Raw genomic sequence first — 13369 nt, 5'->3', positions numbered from 1 at the left:
AAGTTTATAGAAAAAATGAAAAGTGATTCAAAATAAAAAGCCGACTCGAAATGAGTCGACTTTTATTTTATTTCGCATATTCAACTGCACGTGTTTCTCTAATTACAGTCACTTTAATATGACCTGGGTAATCAAGTTCTTCTTCAATTCGTTTACGTATATCTCGGGCCAAACGATGTGCGGCTAAGTCATCAATTTTATCTGGCTGTACAATAATACGAATTTCACGTCCAGCTTGAATTGCAAAGGATTTTTCAACGCCTTCGTAAGACTCAGAAATTTCTTCTAGTTTTTCAAGACGTCTAATATAGTTTTCAAGTGTTTCGCTACGGGCACCAGGTCTTGCCGCAGATAAAGCATCTGCCGCTGCAACAATTACTGCGATTACAGATGTTGGTTCTGTGTCACCATGGTGTGAAGCGATACTGTTAATAACAACCGGATGCTCTCTGTACTTCGTTGCAAGCTCCACTCCGATTTCTACATGGCTACCTTCAACCTCATGATCGATCGCTTTACCAATATCGTGCAATAACCCTGCACGTTTTGCTAAAACTACATCTTCACCAAGCTCAGCAGCAAGTAGGCCGGAAAGATGAGCAACCTCTATGGAATGTTTTAATACATTTTGACCATAGCTTGTACGATATTTCATACGACCTAAAATTTTCATCAAGTCTGGATGTAAATTATGAATGCCTACTTCAAATGTCGTTTGTTCACCTGTTTCACGGATTTGCTCGTCCATTTCACGACGTGATTTTTCCACCATTTCCTCAATTCGAGCTGGGTGGATACGCCCATCTTGTACCAATTTTTCAAGGGCAAGACGTGCTGTTTCACGACGGATTGGGTCAAAACCAGAAAGTATAACAGCTTCTGGTGTATCATCAATAATTAAATCGATTCCAGTAAGTGTTTCAAGTGTTCGAATGTTACGACCTTCACGACCAATAATACGGCCTTTCATCTCGTCATTCGGTAAGTTTACAACCGACACAGTTGTTTCTGCAACGTGATCTGCCGCGAAGCGTTGCAGGGCAAGTGATAATATTTCTCGTGCTTTCTTTTCAGATTCCTCTTTGGCACGTGTTTCTGCTTCTTTTGTCATCACTGCAATATCTGTCGAAAGTTCATTCTCAACATTTTTAATAATGATGTCTTTTGCTTCTTCACGTGTTAAAGCCGCAATGCGTTCAAGTTCTGATTTTTGTGTCGCAACGAGTTCCTCCACTTTACTTTCCATCTGTTCAATATGCTGTTGTCTTTCGGCTAGAATTTCTTCTTTCCGCTCTAAGCTCGATTCTCTCTTATTCAGAGTTTCATCCTTGCGATCAAGATTTTCTTCTCTTTGCAATAACCGGTTTTCCTGTTTCTGAAGCTCATACCGGCGTTCACGGATGTCTTTTTCTGCTTCAGTACGAATTTTGTGAGTTTCATCTTTTGCTTCAAGCAGTGCTTCTTTCTTTAAGGCTTCCGCCTCACGCTTCGCTTCATCTAAAATAAGCTCAGCAGAAGATCTCGCACCATTCACTTTTGATTCATTCACTTTTTTCATATAGAAATAGATAACAGCGGCACCGACGATGAATCCAAGCAAAGCGGAGATAATGTATTCAAACATTTGAACACCTCCTCTTGCTATAATCATTTCATTTTCAGTCGGCTATATATTGAAAATTCAATCAACATACTGCCTATTTCATGTCATAATTAAAAAATTATACAATTTTAATTGTATAGCTCCATATTAGCTATGTCAAGGATTGCTACAGTTAGTAGGTTTGATAACACACCCATAACAATGTATGAAACACAAACATGGCCTCGTGGTTTCTTAAATAACTAGGATTCCAATATTATTCCTAATTACCATTATTATTGTAACATTTTACAGGATTCATTCATAATAGTGAAAATTTGGGTAGCTCTCATTCTTTTTAATTTTGAAAATGCTGTCTTTATATTATAAATTTTTCTACAAAAATTCTGTCATACATTTGCAAGATTTATCAAAATTTTTATTGGTGATCGTAAAGATTCATATCAAAAACGCCATCCTCTTTTCTCTAGAGAATGGCGCTTTTTATTTAAAAGAATTATTTCTCGTCTAATAAAAGTGCTAATTCTTCTGGCATTTCTTCCTCTTCATCATCGTGGGCTGCAATTGTATATGCTCCAGCTACCATACCATAGGATTCACGTATTTTATTAGAAATTTCTTCACGAATTTCTGGATTTGCCTTTAAGAATTGTTTTACATTTTCACGACCTTGGCCTATTCGCTCATCACCGTATGCGTACCAAGAACCGCTTTTTTGAATGATATCTAGTTCTGCACCTAAGTCCACGATTTCTCCTTCTTTTGAAATCCCTTCGCCGAACATAATATCAATTTCAGCAGTACGGAATGGTGGCGCAACTTTGTTTTTAACAACTTTAATTTTAGTTTTATTACCTATCATATCGGTACCTTGTTTGATTGTTTCGGCACGACGAACTTCAAGACGAATTGTAGCGTAGAATTTTAATGCACGGCCACCCGTTGTTGTTTCTGGATTACCAAACATTACACCAATTTTTTCACGAACTTGGTTGATAAAAATCGCTAAAGTGTTTGATTTATTAATAATACCTGAAAGTTTACGCAATGCTTGAGACATTAAACGAGCTTGTAGACCCATGTGAGAGTCGCCCATTTCACCTTCGATTTCAGCTTTTGGTACAAGGGCAGCTACAGAGTCAATAACGATCACATCGATTGCGCCACTGCGAACTAATGCTTCAGCAATTTCAAGAGCTTGTTCCCCTGTGTCTGGCTGTGACAGAATTAATTCATCAATATTTACTCCTAATTTTTGTGCGTATACTGGATCAAGAGCATGCTCTGCATCGATAAATGCAGCTTGTCCACCTTTTGCTTGAACTTCAGCAATCGCATGAAGAGCAACAGTCGTTTTACCAGAAGATTCTGGTCCATATATTTCAATAATTCGTCCTCTTGGATATCCACCAACTCCAAGTGCAGCATCAAGTGCTAACGAACCACTTGAAATTGTTTCAATTTGAAGGTCCGCTTTTTCACCAAGTTTCATTACAGAACCTTTACCGAATTGTTTTTCAATTTGTTTTAACGCCATATCTAAGGCAGCTTTACGATCGCTCAAAAGATTTCCTCCTTAACAGAAAATGAATCATTATTTCTTATGTCTCTACTATACTTCTTTTTTGAGAAAGATTCAAGAAAAAAGCGAACATATTTTCGTTTTTGGGGCAAAATAAAAATTCAAACTATTTATAAACTACGAAATTTTGTTTTTCATGCTATATCTTGAATCTCTCAACATGAAATCAAACCCGAGCGTAACCCTTTTCTGCTAACAATCTCATTAAATAGCTACAAGTGTATTTAACCGCGCGTAATCGGTTTGTATTGCGCATTCCGCTCAATTCTAATTTGCGAGTGACAAGTGTATCTCCAATTGAAAAGCCAATCCAAATAGTTCCTGCCGGTTGACCATCATGAGGTTCTGGGCCAGCAGCACCCGTTAACCCAATTCCAATATCCGTTCCCATCAGTTTTCGGGCATTTACTGCCATTGCAGCGGCGCACTCACTACTTACAACACCGAATTTTTCTAGCAGCTCTTTTTCAATCCCAAGCTGATCTATTTTTGCTTGTTCAGTATATGTGACAAAGCCACCTACCAATGTTCCACTTACACCTGAAATCTCGGCTAATTCTGATTGGAAAAGACCAGCTGTTAAACTTTCCGCTGCCGAAATCGTTAATCCATTATGTAGTAACATTTCAACTGTTTTGGAAGTTAATGAATCATCATCCACCCCATATTGAAATTCACCTACAATCGCTAAAATTTCTGCTTTTTTCTGATCTATTAATTTCCAAGCTTCTTCTTCAGTAGCTGCTTTCGCTGTAATACGTAATGTAACTTCCCCGTCCGAAGCTAAAGGGGCAACTGTTGGGTTTGATTGATTATCTAATATATCCTGTATTTGGACTTCCAGCTCAGCTTCTCCAATTCCATAGAAACGCAACACATGGGAAATGATTGTGCCATCTAAGTTCAATCGTTTAGCAAGTATCGGCTTTGCTTCAAATTGAAACATTGGTTCAAGCTCTTTAGGTGGACCAGGCAATAACATATAAGTACGTCCATCCTTTTCAAGATACATTCCTGGAGCCATTCCATGATGATTCGCTAGCACTTCACATCCTTCTAATACAAGCGCTTGCTTTCGATTATTTTCTGTCATTCCTCTTCCTCGTTTAGCAAAAAATTCTTCTATAAAAGATAAAGCGACATTATCAAGGGTTAATGGCACATTCAGATGACTTGCAATTGTTTCTTTTGTTAAGTCATCCTTTGTAGGTCCAAGCCCACCAGAAAAAATGATTAAATCTGCACGCTTCTCAGCTACTTCAATCACTTCTTTTAAACGTCCAGGATTATCTCCAACAACTGTGTGATAAAAAACATTAATACCTAACTCAGATAGTTGATTGGAAATAAATTTTGCATTCGTATTTGCGATTTGACCTAGTAACAACTCTGAACCAACAGCAATAATCTCGGCGTTCATTATTTAACCTCGCTTTATTAGAATTTGGCGTTTTGATACTTTAACTTTACATTCGTAGCACATTTTAGACAACAAATATTAAAGACAATGTACGAATCCATTATCATCGTTTAATATATTCTCATGAAATTCACGACATACATAGAAAGCCAGTGCACTAAACACTGGCTTTCAAAATTTATCTAACATGTATTTTGTTAGGGAACGAGTATATAATACAGTACTTGATTTATTTAGACTCTAATAAAGACTTTCGATTTAAATAGAAATAATCCCAACCTGACCAAATCGTAAAGAACAACGCGACATATAGCATAATTAAATCAAAAGGTATGCCAAACATGACAAAGATTGTATTATGCAATAATAGTGATGCGATTGCTACAATTTGTGTCCACGTTTTGATTTTACCTAATTGACTTGCTGCAACAATTTCACCTTCACCAGCTAAAATAGCACGAAGTCCTGTTACCGCAAATTCACGACTTAAAATAATGATTATAACCCAGGCTGGTGCGTAGCCAAGTTCAACTAATACGATAAATGCGGCGGATACTAATAATTTATCTGCTAATGGGTCCAAAAATTTCCCTAAATTTGTAACTAAATTGTACTTCCGCGCATAATAGCCATCTACCCAGTCCGTACATGATGCAATAATAAAAATCAATGCACCAATGAAATGTTCAAGAGGCATGTTTGCACCTAAAATCATTATGTCGCCCCAACCAAAGTCGATAATCATAACAATGACAAATAGTGGGATCAAGCAGATACGTGATACTGTAATTTTATTTGGTATATTCATGTAAAAAAACACCTTTCATATTGAAAGAAAATAGCCATCATTTGATGATGACTATTGTTCTTGAGAAAACGTAATAATGATATTTTGCGTGGATTTACCCGGTTCAGTTGGAGCTAACGTGTATTCTATTTCTTCATCATTTACGAATACTTTCGCATAGTTAGCATTTCCAAGACGAATACGAGCATAGCCATTTTCTGTTGAATCATGTTCTACTACTTCACTTGCTTTATATACTCGATCTGTCACTTGTTCTTCACCATTCTCATTTCGAATACTAACCCAAGTATCACCTGATACTTCAACTCGAATATTCATTGCCTCTGCACCAGATAATTCATAAATTGTTGTTATCCCATCAGACTGAACTTCACCAGGAGAAATTGTTTGAGTCACAGTTTCTTCATCAACCGGCTCTTCATCTACAGGAGGAGCTTCTACTGAATCAGAATTTTCTTCATCTCCATTATTCGGCGTATTTTCTGTTGGCGTTGGCTTTTGTACATATTCTAATTGAGCAGGATCATCTTCGACTTCTTCTGGAGTATTTTGTACCTTTTGAGAATATAAAAACCATATAACTGCGATGATAACAACAATAAATAATGCAACGATGACTTTTGGCATGGTTTCCATCATACGGCTAGAAGATCTTGAGGATATACTTCTACGTGTAGAGCTATAGGAAATCGATTGTGCAACATCTTCTGGTTGACTATTAGGAATTTCACCTTTAAATTCTTCTAATAGTTCATCGGCGTTTAACCCTACTGCCTCAGCATATTGTTTAATAAATGCTCGCACGTAAAAAGTACCTGGCATGATAGAGTAATTTCCTTCTTCAATACCTACTAAATATCTTTTTTGAATTTTTGTTATTTCTTGTAAATCATCTAAGCTGTATCCTTTTGACAACCTAGCTTCTTTTAACCGAGTTCCGAGCTCTGCCACTTGTAAACACCTACTTCTTTATTAAAAATTAAATCCTCCAAATTGGTCTGATTGTGACATCATTTGATTTTTCAACATCATGTCGTATGTAATTTCTTCGTTTGGATCATGACGTAATTCGATAATATAATCGAAATCTTCAATTTTATAATCGGACAATTTGACAAATACATCTGGATGCTCAACAACTTTAATCGTTGGCGTACTCATAATTTCTCGTACAAGTCTTAAATGGCCCTCATCATTAGCACGTTGAGTTAAAGCACCATCTAGGATGAAAATATTATTATTGTTATACTCATCACCAATTAACTTATTACGAATAGTTTGTTTAATCATTGTCGATGATAAAAATATCCATTTTTTATTCGCACACACACTAGCTGCAACCACTGACTCTGTTTTACCAACTCTTGGCATTCCACGAATTCCAATCAACTTATGACCATCTTTTTTAAAGAGTTCAGCCATAAAATCCACTAAAATACCTAATTCATCACGAACAAAACGAAATGTATTTTTTTCATCTACATCTCGAGGAATATAGTGTCCATGACGAACTGCTAAACGATCTCGGATTTTAGGTTGACGGAATTTTGTAACATGGATATTTTCCATAGTGGATACAATCGTGATAAAACGTTGAATGGACTCCTCTTTTTCCGCCATTAATAACATGCCACGTCTACTTTCATCCACACCATTTATCGTGACAATATTCACCCTTAACATACCGAGTAGGGATGCAATATCGCCTAATAATCCCGGACGATTTACTTGGATCTCATATTCAAAATACCATTCACTCATCTACAATCGTCCCCTTACTATTGAAACGAAAAATATCTTTAATAGTTTCATCATAGCGGATTTTATATGTATTGAAAAGTTACAAATAGACAAAAAAATGCCAAATTCATATAAATAATAATATTTTTTACAAAATGCATTAGTTTAGCAGAAAAAGAAGGATTTCTTACTATATTTAGAAAAAACTTTTTTATAATTAACAATAAGAAGAAAAGGAGGACAAGCCTCCTTTTATCATAAAATATATGAGGCTCACTATTTGTGAGATAGCATTCTAAGCTTGTGAGAGATTACGCCTCAATTACAGGGTAAACTATCACAAGTTAGAACTATTGAACACGATGTTGCTGAACGAGTTTAACAACACAATTCGCTAAGGCATGTTTTTCATCATCACTTGCGACTCCCCATAAATCAGAAAGCACGCGTTCTTGTTCGTTTTTAGGATCTACATTTTTAGCTAAATAGTTTCCAATTTGCACAGCAGTATTTTCAATCATCTTTTTAGACATGCCTGTTTCTTGTGCATTTTCAACTTGTTGGCCTAAAAATGAAGTCCATTTTTCCCAGTTTTCCAATAATGCCATTTGTATCTCCTCCTTTGCAAAGTTAGTATGAGCAAATTCAGAGATTATATGTACCAACCACCATTTAAACGTATTATTTGTCCTGTTACATAGTCTGCTTGGCCGCTAATATAAAAGGCAACCATATTGGCAACTTCTCGGGCTTCACCGGCGCGAGCAAGCGGAATTTCCTCATAAATTTCCAATTTTTCTTCTTCTGATAAATGATGGTTCATAACCGTTTCGATTAAACCAGGTGCAATAGAATTAACCCGTATTCCACTGGACGCTGCTTCTTTCGCATAGGACTTTACAAAAGCATGTTGAGCTCCTTTTACTGCTGCATACACAGATTCGAAAGCAGCCCCAGCCTCACCCCAAATTGATCCTATAAATAGACAATAGCTTACATCATTTTTTCGAAGTTTATTTGACAAAAGTGCAAGTAATCGAATTGGATTTTGAACATGAACTCGCCACAGCTTCTCCATTTCACTAGGGGGAGTATCTTCAACTAGTCCATAATATGCATGACCACCTGCAAAGATAATCGCTTGTAATGCAAAAATTTGTGTTGATAATTTCGCCGCTCCGTCTTCAACGGAAAAATTGGCATGAACCGGAATAAACTCTTGATCACAAAAATCAAGAGTTAATTCCTTCTGCAATGTTGTTACTTTTTCATCATTTTGATTGTAATGTAAATAAAGAGACCATCCATCTTGTGCAAGGCGCCTGCAGATGGCACTCCCAATACTACCCGATGCGCCAAGAACAAGTGCGAATTTCTTCATTTTAATTTCTCTCACTTACAGGTAAAATTTTAAAAATTGTTTGCTGTGATTCGCCTTGAATAGACTTAAATGCTTCTTTTATATCTTCTATTGTTAATTTCTCAATAACAGGAACTGCGTCGAATAAATTCATTTCATTAAATTTATAACGAGTAAACTGGTTTGCAATAAATTCGATGGAATTTAAAGCTCTTAAATAGAAACCAATTTTCTTACGTTTCACACGCTCTATTGCTTCCTCGTTGAACTGCGCCTTATTCATTTCTTCTATAATGCTCTCTGCCAACTGATCAGGTTTTGCTGAATCTGAACCTACAATGGCAAAGCCAAAGCCTTTTTCTAAGGAGAAATCATAGGCATACGATTCATCAATTAAGCCAGCTTCGTATACTTTTGTATAGAAATCAGATGCACGACCAAATAAACATTCTAGGCCAATTTGAACGGATAATTCATGCTTTAGCATTTCTTCTCCACTTAAATCCGTTTGTTTCGCTTTAAAACCTACATACACTTTTGGTTTTTGAACATCCATTTTTAACTCGCGAGCTTTCGTAGCTACTTCTGTTGGTTCGTCTTCAAAATGACGTTCGATTTCTTCAGCTTCTTTAAATTCTTTTTTATCTTGATTTTCTTTAATAAACTGAATCATTTCTTCAGGATTAACGGCACCTACAACAAACAATAGCATATTTGATGGATGGTAAAAAGTATTGTAGCAAGTATATAAATGCTCCGCTGTGATTTTATCGATTGATTCAATCGTACCAGCAATATCGATTTTTACAGGATGTTTATGGAACATATTTTCAATCACCCCAAAGTATAAACGCCAATCTGGTTGATCGTCATACATGGTGATTTCTTGACCAATAATACCTTTTTCTTTTTCTACTGTTTTTTCTGTAAAGTAAGGCTCTTGAACAAAATCAAGTAATGTTTCTGTATTTTTTAAAACATTATCCGTTGCAGAGAAGAGATAAGCTGTTCTTGTAAATGAAGTAAATGCATTTGCAGAAGCACCCATTTCACTGAACTTTTGGAAAACGTCTCCCTCTTCTTTTTCAAACATTTTATGCTCTAAGAAATGCGCAATACCGTCCGGCACCGTGAATACTTCATCTTCGCCAAGTGGCTTAAATGATCGGTCAACAGAGCCATATTTTGTTGTAAACGTTACAAATGTTTTTGAAAAGCCCTTTTTTGGTAAAATGTAGACATCTAATCCATTTGATAACTTTTCGTAATATAATGTTTCATCCAGCTGTTTAAACTCAATTGTTTGCATCACCAGAGCCCTCCTTTCCACTTAAGAAGTATATTGCTTCAAGTTTGAGTTGTGATGCCATTTGTTGTACATCTTCCTTTGTGACCTTCGACCAGCGATCTTTCCATAAATCCACTGAAAACTCTTCACCTAAGTCTTTATATTGGTCAAAAATATCGATTTGGCCACGAGCAGAGTCTAACGCTTCTTTTAATTGGTTCACTAGCATTGCCTTTGTTTGATTCATTTCAAGGTCTGTAATCTCACCGTTTTGCGTTGCCTCTAGTTGTTCTTTTATAACTTCTATCGCTTTCTTTTCATTTGCTGGTTCAATCCCTGAAACGACATAGACGAGACCATAATGTGAAGAATAGGAAGATGATGCATAATAGGCTAAACTTTCACGTTCACGTACATTCATAAACAGCTTAGAATGAGCATAAGCACCGAACACACCGTTAAATATTTGCATTTTCGGATAATCCTCTTCACCGAACTTAACTGGTGTGCTATATCCAATATGCAATTTCCCTTGCTTCATATCTTGTTTTTCATTTGTATATTCTTTTTCAGCCTTCGACTCATCCTCAGTTTCTGGGTATGGGATAGTCTCACGATTCTTAAATGAAAGTGCATTTACAAGTTTTTGTTGAAGCGCATCAACATCTACATCTCCTAGAACATAAATATCAATTTTATCGTTATTAATCATGGAGTGATATGCTTTTGTTAAGCTTTCAGTAGTTACCTCTTTTACAGCTTCAATCGTACCATTGGCTGAGATGGACGCTGGATGATTTGGTCTCATGATTTGCGTTAAACGATGTTGAGCATAACGTGTTTTATCATCAAAAATAGACTGAATTCGTTGGATAATCATCTCTTTCTCACGTTCAACAATAGATGAAACAAACCGGTCATTTTCAAAATTGGGATTAAAAATTACCGTCTGCATTAAATCAATCACATCATCTAATACTTTTGTTTCCGCTAAATATTGGTCATTCACCGTTTCTACATTTAGGACTACTGTATGATCTTTACCACGTTTTGAGGCGTCTAAATACATAACTGTTCCATACAAATCATCTAAATGGCTTCGGAAATCAGCTGATTTAGGAAATTTCCCATTTGAGTGCTGCATTACATTGGATAATACAGATCGCTCCGCTGCATCCTTCACCGTTAAAGGCTTTCTCCACTTTATTGAAAAGTTCACTGTTTTAAATTGGGTAGATTGTCGGATATGTAGTGAAACACCTTTTGCAATCTCAATTGTTGAAAACAAAAAAATACCCCTTCCTGCCTTGAAATTTCGAATAGTTTGACTCATGTTAATGAAAATATTATTGAGCCATTCATTGGCAAATTATCACCAAAGAACTAAATAATAACAATTCATAACACTACTATACATGTCTTATTATGGTTTATGCAAAAGTTTATATGTATTTAATTATTTTTACGGATTATTATTAAAAATTTGATGTGGAAATCGAAACATAATTAAAAGCCAAGCATTTAAAATGCTCGACTTTCTTTGGTTAGGAAATTTCTTATCTTTGTCCTTTTATATAAGGGATACCACTTGCTTTTGGTGCTACTGCTTTTCCAATGAATCCTGCAAGAGCAAGAATAGTTAATACATAAGGTAAAATCAATAGATATACTGATGGAATGTCTTGTACAACGGGAATGGAAGATCCAGCAATACTTAGTGCTTGTGCAAGTCCAAAGAATAATGCTGCTCCCATTGCTCCGATTGGATGCCATTTACCAAAGATTAAGGCAGCAATAGCCATAAATCCTTGACCACTAATTGTTGCATGGCCAAAGTCATTTGTAATTGTTTGCGCGTATATTGCTCCACCAATACCAGCTAATGCACCTGAAATCATTACACCGATATAGCGCATTTTTGTAACATTGATACCCATCGTATCTGCAGCCATTGGATGTTCCCCAACAGAACGAAGACGTAAACCAAATGGTGTTTTAAAAATAACAAACCATGCAATAATTGCAACCGCAATGGCTAAAATAGACGTACCATACACACTTTTAAAGAACATTGGTCCAATAACTGGAATATCCTCTAAAAATGGAATATTGAATCGAGGGAAACGTTGAGTAATAAAGTCTGTTTGCCCTTTATCGAAAATAATTTTAACCAAAAATAAAGCAATTGCAATCCCAAGCATATTTAATGCTACTCCAGTAACGGTTTGATCTGCTCGGAAAGAAACAGCAGGAATAGCTAAAAATAGAGAAAAGATAGCTCCAGCAATCATCGCAGCTAATAAGGAAGCCCATGGTGTAAAGCCACCTAACATATCTGCTGTAAATAGATTAAAGATAATCCCAACAAATGCACCGATCACCATGATCCCTTCAACCCCGATGTTTACAACACCTGAGCGTTCAGAGAATAGAGCACCGATTGCACCTAAAATTAATGGTGCGGCATAAAAAATTGCAGAAGGGACAATAAAATATAATACTTCCATAAAACTCATATTATTTCCCCTCCTTTTTCTTACCAAATTTTTGGAATAATAAACGAATAACATAGCCTGAAGCTACAAAGAAAATAATTAAGGCAATTACAATTTCAACCAATTCAACTGGAATACCTGCTTCGTTTGGCATATTATTTGCACCAAACTTTAATGAACCAAACAGTGTCGCACCAAATACAACTCCAAGTGGTGTATTTGCGCCTAATAGGGCAACTGCAATTCCATCAAAGCCGATTCCTGTGAATCCACCTTTAGTAGACGCATATTCGAATGTACCAAGGGCTTCCATTGCACCAGCAAGACCAGCAAATACACCAGAAATCGTCATCGCTAATATAATATTCTTTTTCACATTCATACCAGAGTATTCTGCTGCTTGTGAATTAAATCCAACAGCCTTTAACTCATACCCACGAGTCGTTTTATCTAAAATGAACCACATCACTGCAACCATAAGTAGCGCCACAATGATTCCCCAGTGTAGGCGAGAATAATCTGTGATTGATTCTAAAAAAGGTGAACGCAAAGATGCAGATTCTTGAATTTTTTCAGTTTTATCTCCGCCATCAGACCATACTTTAATTAACGCATTCGTTACATGAAGAGCGATATAGTTCATCATAATTGACGTAATAACTTCATGCACTGATAATCTTGCTTTTAAGAACCCTACGATAAATGCCCAGAATGCTCCCGCAGCAGCTGCTGCTAGTAAAGCTAATGGCAGGTGGATAAAGCTAGGCAAGCCTTCAACTGCATAACCTACATAAGCTGCAGCCGTCCATCCTGCTAATAATTGACCTTCAACACCAATATTAAATAAACCAGTACGGAATGCAAAAGCAACCGCAAGACCAGATAAAATATATGGTGTAATTTGACGAATCGACTCACCAATTGTATAAGAATCTCCAAAAATACCATTCCATAATGCAATATAGCCTTCTGTAGGACTATAACCAGATGCGACCATTACAATCGCACCAACGATTAGACCAACAATTACGGAAACGATAGGAACGAGAATATTGACTACTCGATTTGACATA

Annotated in this window: 12 protein-coding genes; all 12 read right to left on the bottom strand. The window is 36.3% G+C overall.

Features of this window, described 5'->3' with window-relative positions; genetic code table 11:
• Window positions 1–67: 67 nt before the first annotated feature.
• The 12 genes from rny to CD30_RS06805 all read right to left on the bottom strand — a co-directional run bounded on the left by rny (window position 68) and on the right by CD30_RS06805 (window position 13368).
• Window positions 68–1624 carry a ribonuclease Y gene (rny, locus tag CD30_RS06860; protein ID WP_036174384.1) on the bottom strand — a complete coding sequence of 519 codons (1557 nt, stop codon included), beginning with the start codon at window positions 1622–1624 and terminating at the stop codon, window positions 68–70.
• A gap of 475 nt (window positions 1625–2099) precedes the next feature.
• Window positions 2100–3167, bottom strand: coding sequence for a recombinase RecA (gene recA, locus CD30_RS06855; protein WP_036174381.1), 1068 nt, complete (start codon window positions 3165–3167; stop codon window positions 2100–2102).
• A 184-nt stretch (window positions 3168–3351) separates the two neighbouring features.
• Entirely contained in the window at window positions 3352–4605 is a 1254-nt protein-coding gene (locus CD30_RS06850) for a competence/damage-inducible protein A (protein ID WP_036174377.1), read from the bottom strand.
• 229 nt (window positions 4606–4834) lie between these two features.
• Window positions 4835–5413 (bottom strand): CDP-diacylglycerol--glycerol-3-phosphate 3-phosphatidyltransferase, encoded by a 579-nt coding sequence (gene pgsA / locus CD30_RS06845; protein WP_036174374.1) that lies wholly within the window; start codon window positions 5411–5413, stop codon window positions 4835–4837.
• Between the two features lie 51 nt (window positions 5414–5464).
• A complete protein-coding gene (locus tag CD30_RS06840) occupies window positions 5465–6364 on the bottom strand; it encodes a helix-turn-helix domain-containing protein (RefSeq protein ID WP_036174371.1) in 900 nt (299 codons plus the stop codon).
• A gap of 21 nt (window positions 6365–6385) precedes the next feature.
• Window positions 6386–7174: a DUF3388 domain-containing protein gene (locus CD30_RS06835; protein WP_036174368.1), complete on the bottom strand. Its 789-nt coding sequence runs from the start codon at window positions 7172–7174 to the stop codon at window positions 6386–6388.
• Between the two features lie 329 nt (window positions 7175–7503).
• Entirely contained in the window at window positions 7504–7761 is a 258-nt protein-coding gene (locus CD30_RS06830; protein ID WP_036174365.1) for a DUF3243 domain-containing protein, read from the bottom strand.
• Window positions 7762–7805: 44 nt separating this feature from the next.
• A complete protein-coding gene (gene ymfI, locus CD30_RS06825; protein WP_036174362.1) occupies window positions 7806–8534 on the bottom strand; it encodes an elongation factor P 5-aminopentanone reductase in 729 nt (242 codons plus the stop codon).
• Between the two features lies 1 nt (window position 8535).
• Window positions 8536–9822, bottom strand: coding sequence for an EF-P 5-aminopentanol modification-associated protein YfmH (gene yfmH / locus CD30_RS06820; RefSeq protein ID WP_036174359.1), 1287 nt, complete (start codon window positions 9820–9822; stop codon window positions 8536–8538).
• Window positions 9809–11089, bottom strand: coding sequence for an EF-P 5-aminopentanol modification-associated protein YfmF (gene yfmF / locus CD30_RS06815; RefSeq protein WP_036174356.1), 1281 nt, complete (start codon window positions 11087–11089; stop codon window positions 9809–9811). The genes yfmH and yfmF overlap by 14 nt, the downstream gene beginning before the upstream one ends.
• Before the next feature lie 268 nt (window positions 11090–11357).
• On the bottom strand, window positions 11358–12317 hold the full coding sequence (locus tag CD30_RS06810) for an ABC transporter permease (protein WP_036174354.1): 960 nt from the start codon (window positions 12315–12317) through the stop codon (window positions 11358–11360).
• Window position 12318: 1 nt separating this feature from the next.
• On the bottom strand, window positions 12319–13368 hold the full coding sequence (locus tag CD30_RS06805) for an ABC transporter permease (RefSeq protein WP_036174351.1): 1050 nt from the start codon (window positions 13366–13368) through the stop codon (window positions 12319–12321).
• Window position 13369 lies beyond the last annotated feature (1 nt).

Origin of the sequence: Ureibacillus massiliensis 4400831 = CIP 108448 = CCUG 49529, assembly GCF_000772965.1 — a bacterium.
Classification (GTDB): domain Bacteria; phylum Bacillota; class Bacilli; order Bacillales_A; family Planococcaceae; genus Ureibacillus; species Ureibacillus massiliensis.
The sequence above is the reverse complement of the archived record's forward strand: the minus strand, read 5'-3'. Positions and strand labels throughout refer to the sequence as shown.